Annotated in this window: 23 protein-coding genes, 1 other RNA gene and 1 other annotated feature; of the genes, 22 read left to right on the top strand and 2 right to left on the bottom strand. The window is 37.9% G+C overall.

The genetic code is table 11. The annotated features are described in order from the left end of the window. The first annotated feature begins 30 nt into the window (after window positions 1-30). The 3 genes from dtd to NP781_RS14825 all read left to right on the top strand — a co-directional run bounded on the left by dtd (window position 31) and on the right by NP781_RS14825 (window position 2,777). On the top strand, window positions 31-471 hold the full coding sequence (dtd, locus tag NP781_RS14835) for a D-aminoacyl-tRNA deacylase (protein ID WP_257520247.1): 441 nt from the start codon (window positions 31-33) through the stop codon (window positions 469-471). A 71-nt stretch (window positions 472-542) separates the two neighbouring features. Then, window positions 543-758 (top strand): DUF2642 domain-containing protein, encoded by a 216-nt coding sequence (locus NP781_RS14830; RefSeq protein ID WP_004226745.1) that lies wholly within the window; start codon window positions 543-545, stop codon window positions 756-758. A 612-nt stretch (window positions 759-1,370) separates the two neighbouring features. After that, on the top strand, window positions 1,371-2,777 hold the full coding sequence (locus NP781_RS14825; RefSeq protein WP_221679943.1) for a YfcC family protein: 1,407 nt from the start codon (window positions 1,371-1,373) through the stop codon (window positions 2,775-2,777). A gap of 43 nt (window positions 2,778-2,820) precedes the next feature. Here NP781_RS14825 and NP781_RS14820 read toward each other — a convergent pair whose 3' ends face one another. Next, window positions 2,821-4,407, bottom strand: coding sequence for an N-acetylmuramoyl-L-alanine amidase family protein (locus NP781_RS14820; RefSeq protein ID WP_257520246.1), 1,587 nt, complete (start codon window positions 4,405-4,407; stop codon window positions 2,821-2,823). Window positions 4,408-4,571: 164 nt separating this feature from the next. Then, window positions 4,572-4,814 (top strand) — a binding site (T-box leader). A 232-nt stretch (window positions 4,815-5,046) separates the two neighbouring features. On the opposite strand from NP781_RS14820, the gene hisS reads away from it, so the two are divergent. From hisS to NP781_RS14745, 15 genes are all read left to right on the top strand, one after another. Beyond that, window positions 5,047-6,315 carry a histidine--tRNA ligase gene (hisS, locus tag NP781_RS14815; RefSeq protein WP_054550047.1) on the top strand — a complete coding sequence of 423 codons (1,269 nt, stop codon included), beginning with the start codon at window positions 5,047-5,049 and terminating at the stop codon, window positions 6,313-6,315. 66 nt (window positions 6,316-6,381) lie between these two features. Further along, window positions 6,382-8,151 (top strand): aspartate--tRNA ligase, encoded by a 1,770-nt coding sequence (aspS, locus tag NP781_RS14810; protein WP_257520245.1) that lies wholly within the window; start codon window positions 6,382-6,384, stop codon window positions 8,149-8,151. 139 nt (window positions 8,152-8,290) lie between these two features. Then, window positions 8,291-8,490: non-coding RNA, 6S RNA (gene ssrS / locus NP781_RS14805), on the top strand. A gap of 543 nt (window positions 8,491-9,033) precedes the next feature. Then, window positions 9,034-9,756 carry a GntR family transcriptional regulator gene (locus tag NP781_RS14800; RefSeq protein WP_221679950.1) on the top strand — a complete coding sequence of 241 codons (723 nt, stop codon included), beginning with the start codon at window positions 9,034-9,036 and terminating at the stop codon, window positions 9,754-9,756. Window positions 9,757-9,760: 4 nt separating this feature from the next. Then, window positions 9,761-10,480, top strand: coding sequence for a sugar isomerase domain-containing protein (locus NP781_RS14795; protein ID WP_221679952.1), 720 nt, complete (start codon window positions 9,761-9,763; stop codon window positions 10,478-10,480). A 17-nt stretch (window positions 10,481-10,497) separates the two neighbouring features. After that, window positions 10,498-10,776, top strand: coding sequence for an HPr family phosphocarrier protein (locus NP781_RS14790; protein WP_221679953.1), 279 nt, complete (start codon window positions 10,498-10,500; stop codon window positions 10,774-10,776). An 87-nt stretch (window positions 10,777-10,863) separates the two neighbouring features. Next, a complete protein-coding gene (gene eis, locus NP781_RS14785) occupies window positions 10,864-12,039 on the top strand; it encodes a GNAT family N-acetyltransferase (protein ID WP_257520244.1) in 1,176 nt (391 codons plus the stop codon). Window positions 12,040-12,265: 226 nt separating this feature from the next. Continuing rightward, the gene (locus NP781_RS14780; RefSeq protein WP_221679957.1) at window positions 12,266-12,577 is read left to right on the top strand and encodes a PTS sugar transporter subunit IIB; all 312 of its coding nucleotides are present in this window, start codon (window positions 12,266-12,268) and stop codon (window positions 12,575-12,577) included. An 18-nt stretch (window positions 12,578-12,595) separates the two neighbouring features. Continuing rightward, window positions 12,596-12,916 carry a PTS lactose/cellobiose transporter subunit IIA gene (locus NP781_RS14775; RefSeq protein ID WP_221679959.1) on the top strand — a complete coding sequence of 107 codons (321 nt, stop codon included), beginning with the start codon at window positions 12,596-12,598 and terminating at the stop codon, window positions 12,914-12,916. Between the two features lie 47 nt (window positions 12,917-12,963). Next, window positions 12,964-14,289 carry a PTS sugar transporter subunit IIC gene (locus tag NP781_RS14770; protein WP_221679961.1) on the top strand — a complete coding sequence of 442 codons (1,326 nt, stop codon included), beginning with the start codon at window positions 12,964-12,966 and terminating at the stop codon, window positions 14,287-14,289. Between the two features lie 24 nt (window positions 14,290-14,313). Continuing rightward, window positions 14,314-15,396: a DUF871 domain-containing protein gene (locus NP781_RS14765; RefSeq protein ID WP_257520243.1), complete on the top strand. Its 1,083-nt coding sequence runs from the start codon at window positions 14,314-14,316 to the stop codon at window positions 15,394-15,396. A gap of 303 nt (window positions 15,397-15,699) precedes the next feature. Beyond that, complete coding sequence (locus tag NP781_RS14760) at window positions 15,700-16,461, top strand: tRNA threonylcarbamoyladenosine dehydratase (RefSeq protein ID WP_257520242.1); 762 nt, start codon at window positions 15,700-15,702, stop codon at window positions 16,459-16,461. 141 nt (window positions 16,462-16,602) lie between these two features. Further along, entirely contained in the window at window positions 16,603-16,989 is a 387-nt protein-coding gene (locus NP781_RS14755) for a hypothetical protein (RefSeq protein ID WP_257520241.1), read from the top strand. A 209-nt stretch (window positions 16,990-17,198) separates the two neighbouring features. Further along, window positions 17,199-17,717 carry a hypothetical protein gene (locus NP781_RS14750; RefSeq protein ID WP_221679967.1) on the top strand — a complete coding sequence of 173 codons (519 nt, stop codon included), beginning with the start codon at window positions 17,199-17,201 and terminating at the stop codon, window positions 17,715-17,717. A gap of 287 nt (window positions 17,718-18,004) precedes the next feature. After that, on the top strand, window positions 18,005-18,721 hold the full coding sequence (locus tag NP781_RS14745) for a hypothetical protein (RefSeq protein ID WP_257520240.1): 717 nt from the start codon (window positions 18,005-18,007) through the stop codon (window positions 18,719-18,721). A gap of 82 nt (window positions 18,722-18,803) precedes the next feature. Here NP781_RS14745 and NP781_RS14740 read toward each other — a convergent pair whose 3' ends face one another. Next, the gene (locus NP781_RS14740) at window positions 18,804-20,090 is read right to left on the bottom strand and encodes a replication-associated recombination protein A (protein WP_257520239.1); all 1,287 of its coding nucleotides are present in this window, start codon (window positions 20,088-20,090) and stop codon (window positions 18,804-18,806) included. Window positions 20,091-20,293: 203 nt separating this feature from the next. On the opposite strand from NP781_RS14740, the gene cymR reads away from it, so the two are divergent. The 4 genes from cymR (at window position 20,294) to NP781_RS14720 (ending at window position 24,073) form a co-directional block, all read left to right on the top strand. After that, the gene (gene cymR / locus NP781_RS14735) at window positions 20,294-20,713 is read left to right on the top strand and encodes a cysteine metabolism transcriptional regulator CymR (RefSeq protein ID WP_004226809.1); all 420 of its coding nucleotides are present in this window, start codon (window positions 20,294-20,296) and stop codon (window positions 20,711-20,713) included. A gap of 274 nt (window positions 20,714-20,987) precedes the next feature. Next, window positions 20,988-22,136, top strand: a complete 1,149-nt coding sequence (locus NP781_RS14730; RefSeq protein WP_257520238.1) for a cysteine desulfurase family protein — start codon at window positions 20,988-20,990, stop codon at window positions 22,134-22,136. Window positions 22,137-22,214: 78 nt separating this feature from the next. Continuing rightward, on the top strand, window positions 22,215-23,339 hold the full coding sequence (gene mnmA, locus NP781_RS14725) for a tRNA 2-thiouridine(34) synthase MnmA (RefSeq protein WP_257520237.1): 1,125 nt from the start codon (window positions 22,215-22,217) through the stop codon (window positions 23,337-23,339). 74 nt (window positions 23,340-23,413) lie between these two features. After that, window positions 23,414-24,073 carry a tetratricopeptide repeat protein gene (locus tag NP781_RS14720; RefSeq protein WP_221679973.1) on the top strand — a complete coding sequence of 220 codons (660 nt, stop codon included), beginning with the start codon at window positions 23,414-23,416 and terminating at the stop codon, window positions 24,071-24,073. Window positions 24,074-24,164 lie beyond the last annotated feature (91 nt).

Below are 24,164 nucleotides of genomic sequence, written 5' to 3'. Positions count from 1 at the left end.
GATAGGCAATATAGAATTGGGGTTTAGTACATGAAAGTAGTATTACAGCGCAGTAAAGCTGCCTCTGTAACAGTGGACGGAACTGTTACAGGAGCAATTGATCATGGCTATGTTCTTTTAGTGGGAATCACACATGAAGACACACAAGAGGATGTTGCCTATTTAGCAAAAAAAGTAGCCAATTTACGTCTCTGGGAAGATGAAGATGGAAAAATGAATCATTCGATCTTAGAGCATGGGGGCGCTATTTTATCCGTCTCACAATTTACATTGTATGGGGATGCAAAAAAAGGGAATCGTCCAAGTTTTATCAATGCAGCTAGACCAGAAGCAGCTGATCCACTGTGGGAGGCTTTTAATCAAGCTTTACGCGAGTATGGCTTACATGTGGAAACAGGTATTTTTGGTGCCATGATGGATGTAGCACTAATTAATGATGGTCCAGTCACAATTCTTCTAGAGTCAAAATAATGGAACATTTCCTATAATTCCTTCATATACTAAAGAGTATGGTTAGTTTTATAGGAAGGAGTGTCTTAAACATGACGCAGACGAGAAGTATAACAAATCCATATTTATACGAAACTCTTAATATGATGATTGGTCAGGCAGTAGTTGTGCAAACAGAAAAAAATATTCAACAAGGTATTTTATTATCCATACTACCTGACCATATGGTTCTTGAGATAAATCGTACGCCTTTCTTCATTCGGATGGAGGAAATTGTATGGGTTACATTGGAAACTACAAAAAAATGAGAAAGTATGAACCTTCAAATCATAATAGATGATAGAAGGTTCTTTTTTATTAAGTGCAATAAAAAATACCTGAATAGCAAATTTATTTCGAGGAGATAAAAACTATTAAAACAGTTGCTACTTTTTGAATATTATTTTTTTAAAAAAATATAAACGATATGTAAGAAAGTCCATTTGATTCCTTATGGATAGTTAACCTCGATTTTCAATTCTACTTACTAACTTTGATGTCTTTCATCTTAGATTTATCCCACTAATAATGGGGGAGCTATATGAAGTTCATGAATAAAAAGCACCTAAGGACAATCCATACAACTTTATCATTTAACACCGCCGCATATTGCTCCTGCCTTAATAAGAAACTATAAGATGAAATTATTATTTTGGAAAACAAAAAATAACGTTGGAAATGCCCATTATAATTTGAGTATGTGTCCGTGTTTATAGGAGAGGAATAAGAGGTTTAATAAAGAAAGGCAGCGTGTACTTTCTGAAATAATAGAAAATTAATACTTTACAATAAATTTAAACTCATGTATATTTATTTTCAATTAGCGACAAATAGCGACAATGTACTGCTAATGTCTAAATCAGAAAAAGGAGCGTGATTTAATGGAAAATGAACAGGGGGTAAAGAAGAAAAGCTGGTTGAAAGTACCTCATACATATACGATTATTTTTGCTATTATTTTTTTAGCAGGTATTGCAAGCTATATCATACCAGCGGGTGAGTTTGAACGTGTAGAGGATGAAGAAGGGCGAATGCTCGTTGTAGATGGAAGCTATCATCATATTGAGAGTGAACCAGTTTCCTTTTTTGAAATGTTCACAGCGGTTCCAATGGGCCTCGAAAAAGGGGCTCAAATTATTTTCTACATTTTTTTAGTCAGTGGTGTATTTGGTATTATTCGTTCTACAGGTGCTATTGAGGCTGGTGTTTATAAAGGAGTAAAAGCTTTAGAGGGCAGAGAGAAATTACTGATTCCTTTATCGATGATTTTATTCTCTGTTGGTGGTTTTACAATGGGGATGGCGGAAGAAACTATTATTTTCGTACCAATTGGTGTGGCCATTGCACGTGCGATGGGCTTTGATGCTGTAACAGGAACAGCCATGATTACACTTGGTGCCGCCAGTGGATTTTTTGGAGGAATGCTTAATCCCTTTACGGTAGGTGTTGCGCAATCATTAGCTGATGTGCCATTATTCTCAGGTATTGGCTTCCGTGCTGTTGTCTATGTTTTTGTATTAGGTTTTGCTATTTTCTATGTCTCTCGCTATGCTTTTAAGGTGAAAAAGAACCCACAGGCAAGTGTTATTTACGATATTGAGCAAAAAGCTAAATCCAATGTTTCTGCGATTGACATTCCTGCATTAACGGGAAAGCATAAATTTGTATTTATTGTCATGGCTTGTGGAATAGGCTTTAATATTTATGGTGTCTTTAATTGGGGCTGGTTCTTAACGCAGCTAACTGCATCCTTTTTAATTATGGGGTTAGTTGCAGGATTAATTGGTGGTTTAAAACCTGCTACTATTTTTGATTCCTTTATTGAGGGAGCCAAGGCTGTAACATTTGGTGCTTTAATTGTAGGTTTTGCCCGTGCTATTACGGTTGTTTTAGAGCAGGGGAAAATTATTGATACAATCGTTTATGCAGCATCAGAAACAATTGGACATTTGCCACATGCTATCAGTGCAATCGGCATGTTAGTTATCCAAGCTCTTTTGAATTTATTTATTTCATCTGGTAGTGGACAGGCAGCTGCCACAATGCCGATTATGATTCCAATCACTGATTTATTAGGATTAGAGCGACAAGTGGCTGTTTTAGCCTTCCAATATGGGGATTCCTTAACGAACTCTATTATTCCTACTTCCTCTGCATTAATGGCGTATTTAGCTGTTGCAGGTATCCCATATGAAAAGTGGATTAAGTTTATCTGGAAGATGATTCTTGGGTGGGCATTGATCGCCTGTCTGGCGCTAATTGCTGCGGTAGCATTAGGAATATCTTAAATATGAAAAAAGCTGTGGATGTTATCATCCGCAGCTTTTTTGCTTAGTCATCTTGTTCATTAAAGTAGTTGAGAATTCCCTGATAAATACCAAGAGTCGCTTGTTCACGGAATTTAGCTGTTGTAATGACGCGCTCCTCACTGGAATTACTTAAAAAGCCTAACTCAATAAGGACAGCCTTTTGACGATTCTCTCGTAATACTAAATAATTCCCTTGTTGTGTACCACGGTCTCTTAAATCTAGTTTACTGGAAAGACCATCATGAATTGCTTCAGCAAGCCCTTTTTGATTGTTATTCATATAGTAAGATGTGAAGCCGTTAATGGAGCTATCATCTGTCGCATCGTAATGAAGGCTAATAAAGGCATCTGCCTCATATTGATGGGCAATCGATACACGCTTACGCAATGCCACATATTCATCCGATTCTCTCGTCATGACAACGTTTGCGCCAGCAGCACTTAACTTGGAAGCAAGCAGAGTGGCCGTTTTTAAAGTAATGCCCTTTTCCTCTGTACCTCGTTGACCAGTTGTGCCATGGTCATTTCCACCGTGACCAGCATCAACAACTATCTTTAATCCAGTTAAAGTACCTTTTTTACGAGGCTCTTCCTTTTCTTTCTGTGGACTTGTCGCTTTATTGGAACTTGTTGTGACTACCCAGTTCGCGACAAAAGCTGTTTTTTCGTCGTCTAGTTGTATTTCATAAAAATCATTTTTAACGCCTACAATTGGGTAATTTACACCAGCATCTACACGTTCAACTACTTCTGCAGCTGTTGAGGCATCCGTTCGTAGGTTTGTCCCATTATAGATAATCGTAACAGACTCTAACTCTTTGGAAGTTGATGTTTTTGAGGTACTTTTTACTTTATTAGAGAATGTACCGTAAAAACTATAGACCCAACCTACTTTTTTATCATTGTACTGAATTTGTACCCAATTATGCTCATGTGCGAGTACTTTAAAGGCTTGTCCTTTTGTTACTGTGCCGATTTTTTTAGCGTTCAAATCTGGCTTCTTACGAACATTAAGGGTGTCCACTAAAATGGTGAAGGTTGTATCTTTGTTAGCGGGTGCCGTGGTTGTAGTAGTTACTTCTACAGCATTTTCTTTGGGTTCCGTTTCTTTTTTAGGGTTATCGTTGATCGTGACATAATCCTTCGACACCCATCCTGTTAGTCCATTCCAATCGATTTTTGCCCATTCTCCATTTTCTTCAACGAGGTTTGCTTGGTTACCAGTAGAAAGTTGACCAAGAACAGCTGAAGAGATATCTGGTTCTGTTCGAATATTTAAACGGTCCACTTGTGAAATGACGGTTTTGTCGATCGCTTGTTTAGCATTCGTAGGTGCTGTCAGCCAAGAGGCAACCCATCCCTCGTAATTACCTGCTTTGACTTGATACCAATCACCTTCTCGACCGATTGAGGTTAAAGGGTCACCTTCTTCTAAAGTCGTAATAATGGGATAAGACAATCCAGGACCCTCTCGCAAATGAAGAATCGTTCCAGCGACTTTTAGATCACTGGTGTCAGCGGAAGCTCTTTGAACAAAGTTCTTATTTGGCATCGCCATCGTTACCATTAGTACAAAGATGATTATACTATGTAAAATTTTTGTCCTCATCAGATTCCTCCTATTCCTTGTGCTATTTTACCATGCTTTTATCATAAAATTCGTGGTAAAATGGTAACAGAATTAGTTATTTTCAACATAGACTGATGAAAAATACAAAAATAGTTGACATTGCTTTGGCTAGTGACTAACATAAAGGGTAATCGAAAAATGATTAATCGCTTATGACCAAGCAAGTAGCGTATACCACTATTGGAAAAGAGAGGGAAAGACTTAGGCTGCAATCTTTCCTACAAAAATGTATCACGTGAATAACACTTGAGAGGCTTTTTTCTGAAAAGCAGTGCCTAGTAGGAAAAAACGGAATCGGCCGTTATCCGATTAAGAGGAGGACACATGTAATTATTTGTGTCAACTAGGGTGGAACCGCGGAAGCTTATACAGCTCTCGTCCCTTGCTATTGCAAGGGATGAGGGCTTTTTTGTTGTTCAAAACAGTAATGAGTTTTTTAGAGGGATTGTTGTTTTTGCTCATAAAAGAGGGGAAGGCGCTCCAATTAGTATGAAAAGCGCTCGTCAAAGGCTATAACCCACTCCAACAGGACAAAAATTTGCTCAACCAAAGCATGCATTCGCTCAAAGTGGGACTACAGCTGCTCTATCATAAGCAATCAATATAGGAGGGAATTACATGAGTTTTAAAGTGCCAAGAGGGACACAAGATATTTTGCCAGGTCAATCTGAAAAATGGCAAAAAGTTGAAGCGATTATTCGTGATATTTGTCGTGTTTATCGCTATAACGAAATTCGTACACCAATTTTCGAGCAAACGGACCTATTTGCACGTGGTGTTGGGGAAACAACTGATGTTGTACAAAAGGAAATGTATACATTTGAAGATCGTGGAGGGCGTTCATTAACACTACGTCCAGAGAATACGGCTGGTGTCGTACGTGCCTATGTGGAGCATAAAATGTTTGGTGCTCCTGATCAGCCAGTTAAGCTTTCTTACTTAGGACCAATGTTCCGCTATGAGCGTCAACAGGCTGGTCGTTATCGTCAATTTGTACAATTTGGAGTAGAAGCAATTGGTTCAGCAGATCCTGCGATTGATGCAGAAGTTATTGCTCTTGCTATGGACGTCTACGAATCAGCGGGCTTAAAGGATTTAAAATTAGTGATTAATTCACTTGGCGACAAAGAAACACGTGATACACATCGTACTGCTTTATTACAGCATTTTGAGCCACATATTCATGAATTTTGCTCAGACTGTCAAAATCGTTTACAAAAGAATCCATTGCGAATTTTAGATTGTAAGGTAGATCGTGAACATCCATTAATGCAAACGGCTCCAGCGTTAACTGATTTCTTAACAGAAGAATCGGCTGCTTATTTCGCTCAGGTGAAATCGTACTTAGATACATTGGGTATTTCATATGAGGTCGATCCAAATCTTGTACGAGGACTTGATTATTATAATCACACAACTTTTGAAATCATGTCCACAGCATCAGGCTTTGGGGCTATTACAACATTATGTGGTGGTGGCCGCTACAATGGACTAGTACAAGAAATTGGTGGTCCAGATGTACCAGGTATAGGTTTTGCATTAAGTATTGAGCGTTTGTTGCTGGCACTTGAAGCGGAGGGTGTTGAATTAGACACAGCTTCAGGGCTAGATGTTTACATTATTGCAATGGGCGATGAAGCGAAGCAAAAGGCTGTTGAGCTGACAAGCACTTTCCGAGCGAAGGGACTTGCGACAGAGATGGATTATTTAGACCGTAAAATGAAAGCTCAAATGAAATCTGCGGATCGATTAGGTGCAAAATATACGCTTGTTCTTGGTGAAACGGAACTTGAAGAGCAAGCAGCGGCTGTAAAACATATGGAATCTGGGGAGCAGCACAAAGTGGCGTTCTCAGAGCTGGTGAACTATTTAACACAAAAAGCTTAAAAACAGATAGAGGGCATTCCTAGTGAAATGCTACATAAATTGAAGATATTTTGGAGGAATTTAACAATGGCTACAAGAACACATGCTAGTAACGAGCTTTCAGAAGCGTTACAAGGCGAAAAAGTCGTATTAAAAGGTTGGGTACAGCGTCGTCGAGACCTTGGTGGTTTAATTTTTATTGATTTGCGTGACCGTACAGGTATTACGCAAGTTGTGTTTAGTCCAGATGTTGCAGAAGCACACGCATTAGCGGATAAAGTGCGTAGTGAGTATGTGATCGAAGTGGAAGGCACAGTCATCCTTCGTACAGAGGATCAAATCAACCCGAATGTACCAAACGGTAAAATTGAAGTGGAAGCAACAAAATTAGTCGTGATTAATACGGCAAAAACAACGCCATTCCAAATCGAAGATCGTACAGATGTATCAGAAGATTTACGTTTAAAATATCGTTATCTAGACTTACGTCGTCCTGTAATGTTCGATACTTTCAAAATGCGTTCTGATGTGACACGTACAATTCGTAACTTCCTACAAAATGAAGGATTCTTAGAAGTTGAAACGCCAATTTTAACAAAATCTACGCCAGAGGGCGCTCGAGACTATTTAGTCCCTTCACGTGTACATGAAGGTGAATTTTATGCATTACCACAATCACCTCAATTATTTAAGCAATTATTAATGGTTGCTGGTTTTGAAAAGTACTTCCAAATTGCGCGTTGCTTCCGTGACGAAGATTTACGTGCTGACCGTCAACCAGAGTTTACACAGGTGGACATTGAAACGAGCTTCTTAACACAAGAAGAAGTATTAGAAATGAACGAGCGCTTAATTCAAGAGGTTATGAAAGAAGTAAAAGGCATCGACATTCCTGCACCTTTCCAGCGCATGAAATACCAAGAAGCAATGGATCGTTATGGTTCAGATAAGCCAGATGTACGTTTTGGATTAGAGCTAGTGGCGTTAAATGATATTTTTGAAGGCTGTAATTTCAAAGTATTTGCTGATACGGTTGCACAAGGAAAACAAGTGAAAAGTATCAATATTAAAGGTGCAGCTGACAAATATTCTCGTAAAGACATGGACGAGTTAACAAAATTCGTTGGGATATACGGAGCAAAAGGTCTTGCCTGGTTAAAGGTAACAGAAGAAGGCTTAAATGGACCAATTGCGAAATTCTTTGATGAGGCATTAGCAGCAGCCTTAATCGAGCGTATGGGAGCAGAAGTTGGCGATATTCTAGTATTTGTAGCAGATAAAGCCGCTGTTGTAGCAGCTTCTTTAGGCGCTCTTCGTACAAAATTAGGACAAGATTTAAATCTGATCGATGAATCACAATTTGCTTTCCTTTGGATTACTGATTGGCCATTATTCGAATACTCTGAGGAAGATGGACGCTACTATGCAGCACACCATCCATTCACACGCCCGTTTGATGAAGATATAGCGTTAATGGACACAGACCCTGCAGCAGTACGTGCACAAGCATATGATATCGTTTTAAACGGCTATGAACTTGGTGGTGGTTCATTACGTATTTACGAACGTGACCTACAAGAGAAAATGTTTGAATTACTTGGCTTCTCAGAGGAAGAAGCACAAGCACAATTTGGCTTCCTATTAGAAGCATTTGAATACGGCGTACCACCACATGCAGGTCTTGCCTTTGGTCTTGATCGCTTCGTTATGCTATTAGCAGGTCGTACTAATTTACGTGATACAATCGCATTCCCTAAAACAGCTAGTGCAAGCTGCTTGATGACAGAAGCACCAAGCGAAGTATCTCCTGAGCAACTAAGTGAACTAAGCCTGGCTATCAAACCATTTAGAAAATAATGTATAATTCAAAATACCTGGATTACCTAGCAAATACTGTTGGGAATCTAGGTATTTTTTGCGTTTTCTTAAGAAATTATAGATTATTAGAGAAAATCGTTTGAATTATCAGAAAAGTGGTGTTATGATAACTGTAATACGAATCCTGATGTGTTTGTCTAACTGCTAACTCTACTTCACAGTTTTGACCGAACATTATAGAATCGGGAGCCTTCATTTTGTAGTCGCAAACATGCCCCTAACAAAGCGGGACGTTTAAAGTTGCAAAGCGGGCACCCACCTGCAAATTGCGGGTTCAAAACGAATGTTTCTTGGCATTACGGCACAATTGGGATTCGTCCTATACATAGGATTGAGAGGAGCTTATCAATAGCTCCTTTTTTTACATCAACAGGTACATGGTAGCCAAGAACTCGTAGAGTGTTTGGAGCGAATGTTTAGAAAATAGGAAAGATTACTTTTTATTTCTGATGAAGCAGTATATAATTGGTATAGACAACTATACCTTTTTGAGAAGCTATATCCGCATTCTTCCTTTAGGCAGATAATACGAGGCACTTATGGAAATGATTTTTAAAGCGTTTTAATTGTAGCTGATACTAAACACAGTAAAGGAGAAGCCTACTTAAAAGAAGGCAATTTATATCAAAATTATGAGAAGGTGATTAGTCATTTGACAATATAATGGTACAACGATTGAGCTCAGATGCTACAATGATAGTGAGAAAGGCACCACTTCAAGCGACTGTGTCAATATGTCCTTTTCACACTGTCGTTAGTGGATATCATTTAGCTTTGTTTAATTATGCGAAATACAAAAACCGATCTGACGAGGTAAAGTTGTATTGAGAAATCATAAAGGCGATAAGGAAGGTGCAAGAATTGTTAGAGAAAAATTCTCATATACCTATTTATATACAAATAGAAGAGATTATTAAACAACGGATTTATTTAGAAGAATACAGAATTGGTGAGACCATCCCATCAGAACGAGAGCTTTCTGCACAATTCGATGTAAGTAGAATGACTGTTCGTCAATCCATTACCAATCTAGTTAATAGTGGTCTATTATATCGAGAAAAAGGGAGAGGAACGTATGTTGCAAATCCAAAATTAGAGCAACCGTTAAAAGGTTTAACGAGTTTCACGGAAGATATGCGAGCAAGAGGAATGGAACCAAGCAGTAAGGTATTACGATTTGAGAAAATCATACCACCAGTGGATATTGCAAGAGATTTAATGATAGAGTCTGGCGAAGAAGTGTTTTTTGTAGTGCGCATAAGAAATGCAGATGCGCAACCAATGGCAATCGAAAGAACATATATCCCAGTTAAAATTTATCCGGAGTTGGATGAGAAGCAAATAATGGGCTCGCTTTATGCCTTAATCGAAGCAAAGTTCCATCAAAAAATTGGGAATGCGGTACAACAGATGGAGGCAGCCATCGTATCGAAAGAGGATAGTAAGTTTCTACAAATTAATCATACAGCACCAGTTTTAATTATCAAACGTACAAGTTATTTATCAGATGGTAAGCCCTTTGAGCTTGTACGCAGTACGTATCGAGCTGATCGTTATAAATTCATAAGTGAAATTAAAAGGTGATTTTATGCATGCATATTTTTCTGAAATAGAAAAGCTTATCCAGGTTGTGAAGGAACAGGAGGCATCACATATAAGTGATATGGCTCAAATCATTGTCCAACGTCTCCAAAAAGGTGGGATAATTCAATTATTTGGTTGTGGTCATTCACAGCTATTGGCACAAGAGGCATTTTATCGAGCAGGTGGTTTAGTACCCGTCCGTCCTATATTTATTGAACCATTAGCTTTACATGCTGGGGCATTCGCTTCTTCAATCAATGAGAAAGATTCAACTATTATTGAACAGCATAAGGAACAGTTTGACTTTCGTGAAAATGATGTTTGCATCGTCATTTCAACCTCGGGGAGAAATGCAGCACCTATTGACGCCGCTTTATTAGCAAAGGATTCAGGGATATTTGTGCTATCCCTCCAATCGCTCCACTATAAGGAACAGACTACACGTCATCACAGTGGGCTGCGGCTAGAAGAGGTGGTAGATTTTGTGATTAATACCCATATACCGATTGGCGATGGTGTACTAACTATACATGACCTACAGTATGCGCCAGCATCTACTGTTATTGGTTCATTACTATTAAATGCTTTGTTCAGTGAAATCATAGAAACACTAGCAAAGTCCTCAATAGAGTTACCTATTTTTGTCAGCAATAATGTTGATTCGGATGGATCACATAATGAGAAAATGATTGCCAAATATCAACATCGGATTAATTTTACGTGAAAGAGTGGGGTATGTAAATGAAGAAAATGTATAAAATTACATCTACTGAAGGTATTCATGCCAGACCGGCTGCATTACTCGTAACTGCAGTGACACCATTCCAAAGTGATATTAAATTAATATACGAAGAAAGATCCGTTAATTTAAAGTCTATTATGGGCGTAATGTCACTAGGTGTAAAATCAGGAAGTATAGTGGAAATTTCAGCAGATGGGCCAGATGTAGCAACATTATTTCAAACTATTACTGAAGTCATGTTGTCTAAAGCAATAGGAGAAGTATGGCAAGAGGAATAAAAGATTCGTGCAGTGGTTGTGATCACGCCACTGTAAAAGAATCTCGTGATTAATTATCTGAATATTTAGAATTTAAGAGGTGGTTAAATGGACATTCACATCGTCTTGCCTAATGATTATGGGCAGATTCATCGATTGAGAGACTATTGCTTTCCAAATAAGTACTCTGGGGCTCGTCGAGAGGACTTTCATTATTGGATTGAGCAAAGCACGACCTTAGGTGCTTATGATGACAAAAAAATTGTAGGGCAGCTATTAATATTACCGCTAAATATTACAGTGCATGGAGTTTCATTTAAAATGGGAGGCATCGGCTTTGTTGCAACGTATCCTGAGTATCGACAACAGGGTATTATCAAAAGGCTTATGACAGAAGCGCTGCAAAAAATGCGAGACAATGGACAAACGATTTCAGTATTAGCACCATTCTCTGTGTCCTTCTATCGTTATTTTGGTTGGGAATTATTTTTTGAGAAGCTTCATTATACAATTCCTCAAACTATGTTTCCCTCTCTAGGGAAACAAGTGGACGTCATGAAAAGGATGAGCTTTGAGTGGTTAGATCCGGCGCTCTTTCAGATGATTAAGGATTTTCATAATGCACAGGCAATCGTTCAACATGGTGGCATGGCAAGGGATGATGCATGGTGGAAAAGACTTGAAAGAAGGAGCCCAGATAGTCACTTTGCTGTCTATTTTCAAGGCAATAATATAGAAGGCTATATTCGTTATACGATTCGAGATGGGACATTTACTATCCAGGATTTTATTGTAGCAAATCTCTTAGCTGAACAAGCTATGTGGCGTTATATGACATCTCATGCAGCAAGTGTCAGTAGCATAACTGGTGTTACTAGTAATCATTATCCTTTTGGCTTTTATTTCAAGGAACCACAATTCAAAAGGGAAGTCATACAGGATGTGATGATTAGAGTAGTAGATGTTTATGCATTTATGCAGCAGTATCCGTGGAAGGATATTCAAGAAACTTTAACTATTCGTATTAAAGATCCATTTTGTCTCTGGAATGAGTACGTGTATCAAATAAATAAAAATGGTCAGGTCTCAATAATTGAGACAAGTTCAGTCTCTGATAAGCATATGCTAACACTACCAATTAATCTTTTTTCTGCGATGATGGTAGGTTATCTTTCTGTCAAAGAAACGGTTGTCTATGCTAATCAACCTACGGTAGAAAAGGTTATTGAACAGTGGCAATGGGCAATCCCTACTGAAAAGCCAGCATTTTATGAGTATTTCTAGGTATTGAATAATAAGAAAATTTAAAAAATTTTTGGCTTTTTTTCTGGACTATACCAGTTGATTATAATCATTAATTTCACGACAAAATTGAGATAGCCCAATTTTGTAAATAACTTGATTTAAATAAAATTAATGTAAAATTTGCATTGTGGTATATACCAATAGATGCTATTCTCAAAATAAGTAAGCGATTACACAATCGAAGAAAATAAAAGGAGTGTATCGAATGAAAAACATCATGTTAGTGTGTGTAGCAGGTATGAGTACTAGTTTATTAGTGTCGAAGATGCAAAAAGCAGCGCAAGAGCAAAATATTGAAGCAGATATTTACGCCATTGCGGAAGGAGAGGTGGAAAAGATATTAGCGTCAAAGAAGGCTGATGTTCTTTTATTAGGCCCACAGGTTCGTTATTTGAAAGGATCATTTGAAACAAAATATAAGGATAAAGGTTTTCCAATCGATGTGATCAATATGGCGGATTACGGCATGATGAACGGTGAAAATGTCCTGAAACAGGCTCTACAACTAATTGGATGAAAGAAGGGGCAAAGGGGAATGGAAGATACAGAATTAATGGAGTCCATTATGGGACTGATTGTGCATAGTGGAAATACGAAAAGTGAGTGTATGGAAGCTATTCAGCTAGCAAAAAAGGGGCAAATTGAGGCAGCAAAAGAAAAAATCAAATTAGCGAATGAGTCATTAATTGAAGCACATCACTCTCAAACGGGCTTACTGTCTCAAGAAGCAAGGGGAGAAAAGGTAGAGGTTTCAATGTTATTAATTCATGCCCAGGATCATCTAATGAATGCCATTACTTTTCGCGATTTAGCACAGGAAATGATTGAGCTATATGAACGAATCAAAGGGGAGTAACATCAAATTTTGATGTTATAAATAAAAAGCAAAGGGAGTGTATGTGAGTGTTCCGTTTTTTAGAAGAAAAGTTTGTACCGGTTGCTGCTAGGGTAGGGAATCAGCGTCATTTAGTTGCCATTCGTGACGGATTTATTACGATTATGCCTTTAACGATTGTGGGAACTTTGGCTGTACTTTTTAACAATTTGCCTATCAAATTTTATCAAAATACACTCGATGCCATTTGGAAACATGAGACATGGACTCAATTTGGCGGTAATATTTGGAGTGCTACATTTAATATCATTTCACTGCTACTTGCCTTTACTGTTGCTTATCATCTTGCTAAAAGTTATCAAAAAGATAGTCTATCTGCTGGAGTAATTAGTCTATCAAGCTACTTAACGTTTGGGACTTTTGGGGAAGGCGGAATAACCGGCTTAACAACAGGCACGGGTGGTATATTTATTGCTCTGATTGTTGCACTACTTTCTACAGAATTGTTTTGTAGATTGTCTGGCAATCCTAAGCTACTAATTAAAATGCCAACGGGTGTACCACCAGCTGTTGCCAAATCATTTGCTGCGTTACTTCCTGCCATTATTACGATTGGAATATTTGCTTTAGTACGTACCATTATTTCAGCAGGTTTTGATATACCAGATATTGTCGGGTCCTTCTACTCTGCGATTCAAGAGCCATTTATGGGTCTAACAAATACATGGCTTGCTGCTTTAATTTTGGCATTTATACCTACATTTTTATGGACACTTGGCGTACATGGAGCAAATATCATCGAACCCTTCATGCAAACAATTAATTTACCAGCTATTAACGAAAATGTTGCAGCAATCTCTGCTGGTAAAGTTGCGCCTTACATTGTCAATAAACCATTCTTTGATGCTTTTATTAATATGGGAGGCTCTGGCACGACAATAGCACTCATTATTGCGATTTTCATATTTGCTAGAAAGAATAAGCAATATAATACAGTTGGGAAATTATCTGCAGCACCTGGAATTTTCAATATTAATGAGCCATTACTTTTTGGGTTACCAATTGTATTAAATCCGGTTTTATTTGTACCGTTCATTTTGACACCAATGATCAACGTAACCATTGCATTCTTTGCAACGAAATGGGGCTGGGTACCAGCTGCTACCTTTTCACCGCCGTGGACAACACCGCCAATTATTAATGGTTTTTTAGCAACTCAATCTTGGCGTGGTGCTGTTTTGAGTATGGTTTTAATTGTCATCGCTGTTTGTATTTATCTGCCATTTATCTCAATGGCGAACCGTATGGCAAGGCAGAATGAGCAAAAAGCTGCTTTAGCGGCACAGAGTGAGGAATCTGTAGTGGAATCCAGAGGACAAAAAGTGGAAGTATAAGCGTCAATTAACGGAGGGTTTGAAGTGAAAAGATTAGGAATCTCGCTATATCCACAGCATAGTACGCTAGATGAGATGAAGCGCTATGTTCAGCTGGCTTATGACAATGGCTTTGATCGTATATTCACATGCCTAATGTCACTAAAACAGGATGAGGAGCGTCAAAAATTACAACAAATCAACGAATTTGCGCAACGCCTCGGCTTTGACATATCCGCTGATATTGCACCAGGTGTTTTTGATGATTTAGGCTTAACCTATAGGGATATTGGCTATTTAAAAGAACATTATTATTTGGCAGCTATACGTTTAGATATGGGATTTTCAGGTCAAGAAGAAGCGTTGATGTCACTTGATGGAAGTCATCTAAAAATAGAATTAAACATTAGTAATGGTACGAAGTATGTAGATAATATTATCTCTTATCAGCCTAATAAAGAGAACATTATCGGCTGTCATAATTTTTATCCAAAACGCTTTACGGGGCTATCTCGTCAGCATTTTTTACAAACGTCACAGCACTTTAAAGCGCACAATGTGAGAACGGCAGCGATGATCTCCTCACAACATGGTCAATATGGACCTTGGGAGCAAACAGAGCACGGGTTACCTACATTAGAGGAGCACCGTCAACTCCCAATCACTGTACAGGCGAAAGATTTATGGCATACGGGGTTAATTGACGATTGTATTATTGGCAATATGTTTGCTTCTGAGGACGAACTACGTGCATTAGGACAATTAAATCGTAATAAGCTTGAATTAAGGGTTGTTCAGTCTGAAGACACGAGCATTTTAGAGGAGACGATTCTTTATAAAGAGCCTCATTTTAATCGAGGTGATGTGTCTGAATACGTGATTCGGAGCACCCAATCCCGTGTGAAATATAAAAATGGAGATTTTCCTGTGCATGATATACGGCCATTAAAAAGAGGGGATGTCACGATTGATAATAATTTAGATGTTCGGTATAAGGGAGAGCTACAGATTGTGCTAAAGGACATTCCTAATACGGGATCGAGTAATGTCGTAGCTAGCATTGTAGAGGAAGAACTATTTTTATTAACATGCATTCAACCATGGGCATCATTTGGTTTTACAAAGTAAAGAAGAGTGAGAAAGAGATTGAGTCATCAATCTCTTTTTCTTTATGTGGTCGAGCATAATGTTATATAAGATTTACCTGATTAATGAACTAATTTTTAAAGCGCTATTTTACCATATATAGAACTAAAAGGGATGAAATCTTTTTATGGATTATTATCTCAAAGGATTTAAGTAGACAATTTTGATTTTTTCTTTATATTTTTATCTTGAACAATAACATGATAAAATGTAAGATAGGTTTTGATTTTATCTTAGTATATAACTAGGTTTACTAATAAAATTTCATAGATGGAGAGTGTCAGGATGTTACATCAATTTTCACGTAACGAGCTCGCAATAGGAACAGAGGGTCTCGATAAATTAAAAAATACAACGGTTGCCATTCTTGGTGTGGGTGGTGTCGGTTCATTTGCTGCTGAGGCATGTGCACGAAGCGGAATCGGCCGTATTATTCTAGTCGATAAGGACAATGTAGATATCACAAATGTCAACAGACAACTTGTGGCATACCTATCAACAGTTGGTCAATCAAAATCAGCTGTCATGAAAGAGCGTATTGCAGATATTAACCCAGCATGTGAAGTGATTGACATGCACATGTTTTATACAGAAGAAACCTATGAAGAATTTTTTGCACAAGGCATTGATTATGTGATCGATGCAAGTGATACAGTGATGTATAAAATTCATATAATGAAGGAATGTTTAAAGCGTAATATTCCTATTATTTCAAGCATGGGTGCAGCAAATAAAATGGACCCTACTCGCTTCCAAATTGCAGATATTTCAAAAACACATACAGACCCATTGGCTAAAATCATTCGTACTAAGCTACGTAAAGAAGGAATTCATAAGGGTGTTACGGTTGTATTTTCAGATGAAAGTCCAATTGTCGTACGTCCAGATGTTGTCGAACATGTAGGTAAGCCTGATGCAGCAATTCGTAAAGCAAAGATGCCACCTTCATCTAACGCTTTTGTACCGTCTGTAGCAGGTTTAATTGCAGCAAGCTGGGTAGTCAATACCATCCTAAAAGATGTGAAAATTACGCGCGTACAAGGTTAATACCAAATACGATGCTTTGGTAATAGTCAAAAAACAGCATAAATGTTCATTTTCGTAGAAGTAGCTGCCTTAATTGTATTTAGAGGTAGCTATTTTTTCTGTGTTACAATTAGACCGTTGTAAAAAAGGAGGCGTATACAAATGGAAAAAATTTATCAAATGGAGTATAGAGGTTTAAATCTTTTCGACGAGATTAGCACAGTAGAGTTAGCTATAGATGAAGAAAACCAAACTATACATATTTTTGATGTTGGACAGGTTGTCAGCCCCATTTTTAATTTTGATGTATCAGCCTACGAATTGTCAGATGGTTTTTATAAAATGGCTGATGTTCTGAGACATAAAAAAATCTTAACGAATCAACAAGCAGGTAGTGATTTAACATTAAGTGAATGGTTAATTATGAACAATGCTTATTTTTATATACCTCAAAAGCGCATTAAAAAATATGTGCATGGAAGTATTATTGAAATTATTGATCGAGCAAACGAACAATGCTTATTTGATGATTATGTACAAAGGGTATAATTTTACCAAAATAGTTCCTCTTATGTACATAAAATGCTATTAATTCACGAAATTGTCTTATTTTTTTCATGTCCACACTACTTCAGATGGTTTATTGCTATAATTTGAATCATCCATTAGATAATCGATCTGTTTGTTTGGGATGCTTGGTGCTACTCAGTGAATAGCCAGGAAGCTAAACAGCAAATGACATATGGGAGAGTGGGAAAATGGAAATTCAAGTAATTCGTGATCATTTAGATATTGTGAAACTTCAAGAGAAAATGAATGCCATTGTATTTGACTATTTGGATACATCCAACAACTATCCGAAAGCCATGAGAGAATTGAATCCTTTATATATACAAGTCACTACCTATTATAAGGAATATATTAATCAGCGGGCAGGGGAATTACCGAAAGCAAATACGTATTGGCATTTATTTATCGATTGTTGTGCAAAATTATGCTACTTTTTAGCTGCATCGACCTATTATTCTTCGAATGCTTTGCAAGAAACACCTGAAAAAGTAGAGCATTTATTAACAATAGCAGCCTATTCCTTACCGAGTATTGAGCAGGAAGAGAATGAGCAATTATTAGAAGATATCATGGCTCTTTTAACTGAAGTGCTAGAGGATGAAGAAAAAGCAACAAACATACGCAACGAAGTGCTGTCACAAAAAGGTGAAGTGAAGCAATGTCTTCAACAGTTTAAATTATTTGTGGATCAAGAACTTCCGGCATAGACCTTAGACAATAATAGACTATCTATTTTCTGAAAATAGCCTATACGTCAAGAATCTACGTAACTAATAGGAATTAAATCAGTTTTTCTACAATGTTCGATGTGGAAAGAGAGTGATTTACTTGCCTTTTTTAGTAGCGTGGATTCTTTTTTATTGTGGAGAAAGTAAAAAGGCATATTATCTTGAAAGGTATTTATGTTTTTTTGTCGAATTATAGTTAGAAAATTGGTAATATATGTGCTCACTCTGCTTAACGCTGTAAGAACTTATTGGAAGGGGGCTAAGCAATGATTGTAAATGGAATAGAAATAGATTTGGCGAATTTGGAAAAGCCGCTTTTATTAGTTAGTGAGGAAGATGAACTTTTATTTCTACAGCTTATCCGACCGACAATTGAACAGGAGCTTATTCAATGTCAATTAGCGCTCTCAACAAGGAAATCTATTTCATTGGTCAAAGATATTTGGTTGGCTATGTATAGAGATCGAGAAAAGCTGTACATTAATAGCGGTCATGCCATGCTTTATCCAATACGTTTAATTCTTTTTGAACTAGTCACACAAGCAGAATATTTCCAGCGCTTAGCAAAAAAATCACGAGGCGATGAATGTCTTTCTCTTATCTATGCAGTCATTCTTTTGCAATTTGTCTTGAAATGGTTAAAAGATCGATTTAGTGGAAATAAAGAGATATATGGCGCATTAAAACGGTTATACAGAGTGTCAGATGATGAATTAAGTAAGGAGCCTTCCTGTGAAACAAGAGAACAAAAAATTGCACAAGCAATTGCTGTAAAAGCAATTCGCTTTGAGGTAAGAGAAAACAATCAAGAGTTCGCGAGCTTATTGTATCAGTCGTATAATTTGATTGTTTTTTTGCATAGTAAGGCAAATGAAGGAGATGTGAAAGAATCCATTTTGCCATTACTTCGACATTTAGCTGAACCATTAAATTTGTTTTACCAAGAACGATATACGACAAATAACCCGAGCTTTACAGGATGATTGCTAGAGCAGCCTATCCTGTTGGTATATAAAAAGCAAAGTCATTGCAATTACTTAAGATAGTGACTTTGCTTTTGTTTTATTATTTCTTATCTTGAAATGATTTTAGTTTGTCGTAGATGCCAGCCATGCGCTTTTCCTCACCAGCAATAACAGGTTTGTAGAATTCAGTTCCTACAAGTTCGTCTGGCAAATATTGCTGGTCTACCCAACCACCAAAAGTACCAATCGGTGTGTTATGAGGATATTGATAGCCGACGTGTCCTAAATCTTTTGCACCCTCGTAATGACCATCTCGCAAATGATGAGGGATATCACCTGTTTTGCCTTCATGAATAGCCTTAATAGCAGCATCAATTGCCACAATGGCTGAGTTGGACTTTGAGGCAAGGCACATTTCAATGACAGCACTGGCAAGTGGGATACGTGCCTCTGGTAGCCCTAGTCGTTCTGCTGCTTGAATAGCAGCTAATATATGAGGTCCGACGTCGGGATTAGCTAGACCAATATCTTCATAGGCCATAACAAGTAGGCGTCTGCTGACAGCCACTAAATCGCCTGTTTCCAATAAATGTGCTAGATAATACAGAGCAGCATTAGTATCACTGCCACGCACAGACTTTTGCAGGGCTGATAGTAAATTATAAAAATGTGATCCTTTTTTATCGCCATACACCCCAATTCGACTAATGAGATGTTCAATAACATGGTCGGCAGCAACCGTTTGTCCATCCACCTCGTCACTGGCATAGTAAATAGATTCTAGCAAAGTTAATGCCTTTCGTGCATCTCCGTTTGCTGCGGCTGCAATTTGTTCAATTTGTGATGGTGTTAAGGCAAAATGATACTTACCTAATCCCCGTCTTTCATCAGCAAGTGCTTTTTCAACTAGTTCGATTAAATTTTCCTTCGTTAAGCGTTTTAGCTGGTAAATTTCTCCACAACGTGAACGAATCGCTGGATTAACATCATGATAGGGATTTTCTGTCGTGGCACCAATTAATACAATTGATCCATTTTCTACATGTGGTAACAGCGTATCCTGCTGTAATTTATTGAAACGGTGAATTTCATCTAAGAAAAGTATTACTTTCCCTGAAATTCTGGCTTCTTGTACAATATCTTCCACATCTTTTTTGCCAGCTCGTGTGGCATTAAGTGCGAAGAAAGGGAGCTTGGAACTTCCTGCAATGGCATTGGCAATGGATGTTTTACCGATTCCAGGTTCTCCATATAGCAACATGGAAGGGACATGTTCATTTTGAATCATTTTATAAAGGGCTGTGTTGGGACCAATGAAATCCTGATGACCAACAATTTCATCAAGGGTTAAAGGTCGCATTCGAAAAGCGAGTGGTTCATTGTGCAAAATAACTTCCCCTTTCTGTCATTGTCATTTTTTGCTTCATACATTTTTTTACGCTAAAATAAAGTACTCGTATGGATTTTAAACGATTTTGAATCGCTTTAATTAGTATATCATATCCTTCTAGGTGTATTTCCGAGTTCATCAAGAGGAGATTATGATATACTGTTGGTAGTATTTTGACTAGACTAATTGAGGGTGATAAAATGAAAATTTCAACAAAGGGCCGTTACGGGCTTACAATTATGATTGAATTAGCAAAGCATTATGGGGAAGGGCCAATTCCTTTGCGTAAAATTGCGGCGGAAAAGGAACTTTCAGAGGCATATTTAGAGCAATTAGTATCTCCGCTTCGTAATTCAGGCTTAGTAAAAAGTGTACGTGGTGCTTATGGTGGTTATATGCTAGCAAATCCACCTAGCGAAATTTCAGCAGCCCATGTTATTAGTGTGCTAGAAGGGCCAATTCAACCAGTAGAGGGTATTGAAAATGAAGAAGCACCGCAACGTGAATTATGGCTACGTATTCGTGATGCAGTAAAAAATGTGTTAGATACAACAACAATTGAAGATTTAGCACAATATACAGAAGAAAATGTAGTGGAAGGCTACATGTTCTATATTTAAAATAGTTTAAGCTAAAGCGCTACTCCTGCATTCACTTCATCTTATTGGGAGATTGTGAACTATTCACATCCCAATGACTATTTTTATGATGAGTGATGTGGGTTTTGTGCTTTTATCTCGATTCAGCAAATGTTTTTGTACTAAAATGAACCACCAAGTACGGAAGACCCTGTCATAGTGGGGTGAAGAATACTTGTATTGATTTTACAAGCATTAACTGAATCAAGCGAAAGCCTCTGGCGGATGTCACAGAGTTTAAAAAGGAGTTTTCAACATGAATTCATATATCTATCTCGATCATGCGGCCACATCTCCAATGAATGGCCAAGTAATAGAAGCGATGACGACTGCTATGCAGCAGGTATTTGGCAATGCATCGAGTATTCATAAAGCTGGTCGAGAAGCAAGGAAATATCTAGATGATGCGCGTGAGCTATTGGCGAAATCAATTGGGGCGCAAGCAGGGGAAGTTATTTTCACAAGTGGTGGCACAGAAGCTGATAATATGGCAATTTTAGGAACTGTCTATGCCCGAGCAAATGAAGGAAAACACATCATTACAACGCAAGTAGAGCATCATGCAGTATTACATACTTGTGAAAAACTTGAACGTGATGGGTTTGAGGTGACCTATTTACCTGTCGATCAAAGAGGGCGTGTCGCGGTTGAGGATGTCCAAAAAGCCCTTCGTGATGATACCATTTTAGTAACAATTATGTATGGAAATAATGAAGTAGGAACGATTCAGCCAATTGCTGAAATTGGCGCGTTATTGCGTGAGCATAGTGCTATATTCCATACAGATGCGGTTCAGGCTTATGGCTTAGAGTGCATTAATGTAAATGAATTACAGGTGGATTTATTAAGTGTATCTGCTCATAAAATCAACGGTCCAAAAGGTGTTGGATTCCTTTATCAAAAAGCAGGAACACCGTTAGCAAGTTACGCTCTTGGGGGCGCACAAGAGAAAAAACGTCGTGCAGGTACTGAAAATATACCTGCCATTATAGCTTTTGCGACTGCCGTGCAAGTTGCAAATGAGTTGCGTGAAGAAAAGCGTTCACTATACAATCACTTTAAGCAAATTATGCTTGCTGTTTTTTCACAGGAAAAGCTAGCATTCCATGTTAATGGTGATGAAGAGCAGTCATTGCCACATGTTTTAAATATTAGCTTTGAGGGCATGGAAGTAGAATCATTTTTAGTGAATCTTGATATGGCAGGAATCTGTGTATCTAGTGGTTCTGCATGTACCGCTGGGTCGATTGATCCATCACATGTGTTAGTAGCAATGTTTGGACAAAGTGCAGAGGAGCTACGAAATTCCATCCGATTCAGCTTTGGGCAGGGTTTAACGGAAAAGGATATTCAAGATGCAGCAGAAAAAACGGCTCAAATCGTGAAAAAACTAGCTAAAAAATAATTTGCAAAATACCTATGTTATGTTTCGTTAAAATATTGAAACATAAACTGTAATTAGATAAAAGAAAAGGTGACCACAATGAAAGAAACACGTGACCCCTCTCAAATTCGAGTTGTTGTCGGCATGTCAGGTGGGGTAGATTCATCGGTGGCGGCATACTTGTTAAAACAACAAGGGTATGAAGTAATCGGAATCTTTATGAAAAACTGGGATGATACGGACGAAAACGGTGTTTGTACAGCAACGGAAGATTATGACGATGTGATAAAAGTATGTAATCAAATTGGTATCCCATACTATGCTGTCAATTTCGAGAAACAATATTGGGATAAAGTGTTCACATACTTTTTAGAAGAATATAAAGCAGGGCGTACACCAAATCCTGATGTTATGTGCAATAAAGAAATTAAATTTAAAGCATTTTTAGAGCATGCCATGAACCTTGGCGCTGATTATTTAGCAACAGGTCACTATGCACGAATTGATCGTAGTGGTGATGGTGAAGTAAGAATGTTACGTGGCGTTGATGATAACAAAGATCAAACATACTTTTTAAATCAGTTATCGCAAGAGCAATTAGCGCATGTAATGTTCCCAATTGGTGATATAGAGAAAAAAGAAGTACGAAAAATTGCAGAAGAAGCAGGCCTTGCTACGGCCAAGAAAAAAGATTCAACAGGCATTTGCTTTATCGGTGAACGTAATTTCAAGGAGTTCTTAAGTCAATATTTACCAGCGCAACCTGGCAAAATGGAAACAATGGATGGCGTTGTAATGGGCCAACACGATGGTTTAATGTACTATACACTTGGTCAACGACACGGGCTTGGTATTGGTGGAGACGGTGAACCTTGGTTTGTGCTAGGAAAAGATTTAGCACGTAATGTTCTACTTGTCGGACAAGGCTTTGACAATGAATATTCGTATTCAACATCATTAACAGCTGTGAAAATGAGCTATACTTCGACAAAAAAATTGCCTGGGAAATTTTCTTGCACAGCAAAATTCCGTTATCGTCAAACCGATACACCAGTAGAAGTTGAAATTTTACTAGATGGGCGTGCACACATTACATTTGCAGAACCTGTACGTGCAATTACACCTGGCCAAGCTGTAGTGCTATACAACGGAGAAGAATGTATGGGTGGCGGAACGATTGATGAAGTCTTTAAAAGTAATGAAAAACTAACATATGTTGGATAAATTGCGTTAAGACTGCTTTTATGGCCTCTTGGCTTCCTAAAAGCAGTCTTTCGCTACATAGAGGTGAAGAACAAATGAATTATAATGAACAGGGCATCCAAGCATTTCAAGAAAAACGTTATGAGGATGCTGCTCAACTATTTACAAAAGCAATTGAGGCAGAGCCTGAAAATGCTATTGGGTATGTAAATTTCGGCAATTTATTAGCCGTATTAGAGGATACTGAACGTGCAGAACGTTTCTTCCAAAAGGCAATCACTGTGGATGAATCAGCAGCTACAGCCTATTACGGTCTAGCCAATTTATATTACAATGCTGAACGCTATGCCGAGGCTGTGAAGCTATATGAGCAAGCGCTAAACCATCATATTGAAGGTGCCGATGTCTATTATATGATGGGGAAATGCTTTGAACGTATGGATAACTCTAAATTGGCATTACCTTATTTACAACGTGCAGTAGAGATTGCTCCAGAAGATACACAGATTCGTTTAGCTTATGCGATAGTACTATGTGCATTAGAAATGTTTGATGAAGGGAAGAAGGAACTGGATCTCTTGATTGAACAGGATTGGAATAATGCCGATGCACATTATAATTTAGGCGTACTATATGCCGTGTCCACTGAACAAACAGAAGATGCCATGTATCATTTGAAACAAGCCTTTACCTTACAACCTGAATATGACCAAGCACGTTATATTTACGATATGATTGCTCAACGATTTAACTGATAGATAATAAGCAGCGAGTGAATGTTGATTAACATTCCTGCTGCTTTTTTATTGATTTTATCTAGTAAAACAGAAAAACATCGTTTATTTT

Source organism: Lysinibacillus sp. FN11, assembly GCF_024628845.1.
GTDB classification, from domain to species: Bacteria; Bacillota; Bacilli; order Bacillales_A; family Planococcaceae; genus Lysinibacillus; species Lysinibacillus capsici.
Note: the sequence above shows the minus strand (reverse complement) of the source record. Positions and strands in the feature narration are given on the sequence as shown.

Bases quoted from the DNA above. Each gene is read 5' to 3' on its own strand.
- dtd (WP_257520247.1), top strand. From the start codon at position 31: ATGAAAGTAGTATTACAGCGCAGTAAAGCTGCCTCTGTAACAGTGGAC.
- NP781_RS14830 (WP_004226745.1), top strand. From the start codon at position 543: ATGACGCAGACGAGAAGTATAACAAATCCATATTTATACGAAACTCTT.
- NP781_RS14825 (WP_221679943.1), top strand. From the start codon at position 1,371: ATGGAAAATGAACAGGGGGTAAAGAAGAAAAGCTGGTTGAAAGTACCT.
- NP781_RS14820 (WP_257520246.1), bottom strand. From the start codon at position 4,407: ATGAGGACAAAAATTTTACATAGTATAATCATCTTTGTACTAATGGTA.
- hisS (WP_054550047.1), top strand. From the start codon at position 5,047: ATGAGTTTTAAAGTGCCAAGAGGGACACAAGATATTTTGCCAGGTCAA.
- aspS (WP_257520245.1), top strand. From the start codon at position 6,382: ATGGCTACAAGAACACATGCTAGTAACGAGCTTTCAGAAGCGTTACAA.
- NP781_RS14795 (WP_221679952.1), top strand. From the start codon at position 9,761: ATGCATGCATATTTTTCTGAAATAGAAAAGCTTATCCAGGTTGTGAAG.
- NP781_RS14790 (WP_221679953.1), top strand. From the start codon at position 10,498: ATGAAGAAAATGTATAAAATTACATCTACTGAAGGTATTCATGCCAGA.
- eis (WP_257520244.1), top strand. From the start codon at position 10,864: ATGGACATTCACATCGTCTTGCCTAATGATTATGGGCAGATTCATCGA.
- NP781_RS14780 (WP_221679957.1), top strand. From the start codon at position 12,266: ATGAAAAACATCATGTTAGTGTGTGTAGCAGGTATGAGTACTAGTTTA.
- NP781_RS14775 (WP_221679959.1), top strand. From the start codon at position 12,596: ATGGAAGATACAGAATTAATGGAGTCCATTATGGGACTGATTGTGCAT.
- NP781_RS14760 (WP_257520242.1), top strand. From the start codon at position 15,700: ATGTTACATCAATTTTCACGTAACGAGCTCGCAATAGGAACAGAGGGT.
- NP781_RS14755 (WP_257520241.1), top strand. From the start codon at position 16,603: ATGGAAAAAATTTATCAAATGGAGTATAGAGGTTTAAATCTTTTCGAC.
- NP781_RS14750 (WP_221679967.1), top strand. From the start codon at position 17,199: ATGGAAATTCAAGTAATTCGTGATCATTTAGATATTGTGAAACTTCAA.
- NP781_RS14745 (WP_257520240.1), top strand. From the start codon at position 18,005: ATGATTGTAAATGGAATAGAAATAGATTTGGCGAATTTGGAAAAGCCG.
- cymR (WP_004226809.1), top strand. From the start codon at position 20,294: ATGAAAATTTCAACAAAGGGCCGTTACGGGCTTACAATTATGATTGAA.
- NP781_RS14730 (WP_257520238.1), top strand. From the start codon at position 20,988: ATGAATTCATATATCTATCTCGATCATGCGGCCACATCTCCAATGAAT.
- mnmA (WP_257520237.1), top strand. From the start codon at position 22,215: ATGAAAGAAACACGTGACCCCTCTCAAATTCGAGTTGTTGTCGGCATG.
- NP781_RS14720 (WP_221679973.1), top strand. From the start codon at position 23,414: ATGAATTATAATGAACAGGGCATCCAAGCATTTCAAGAAAAACGTTAT.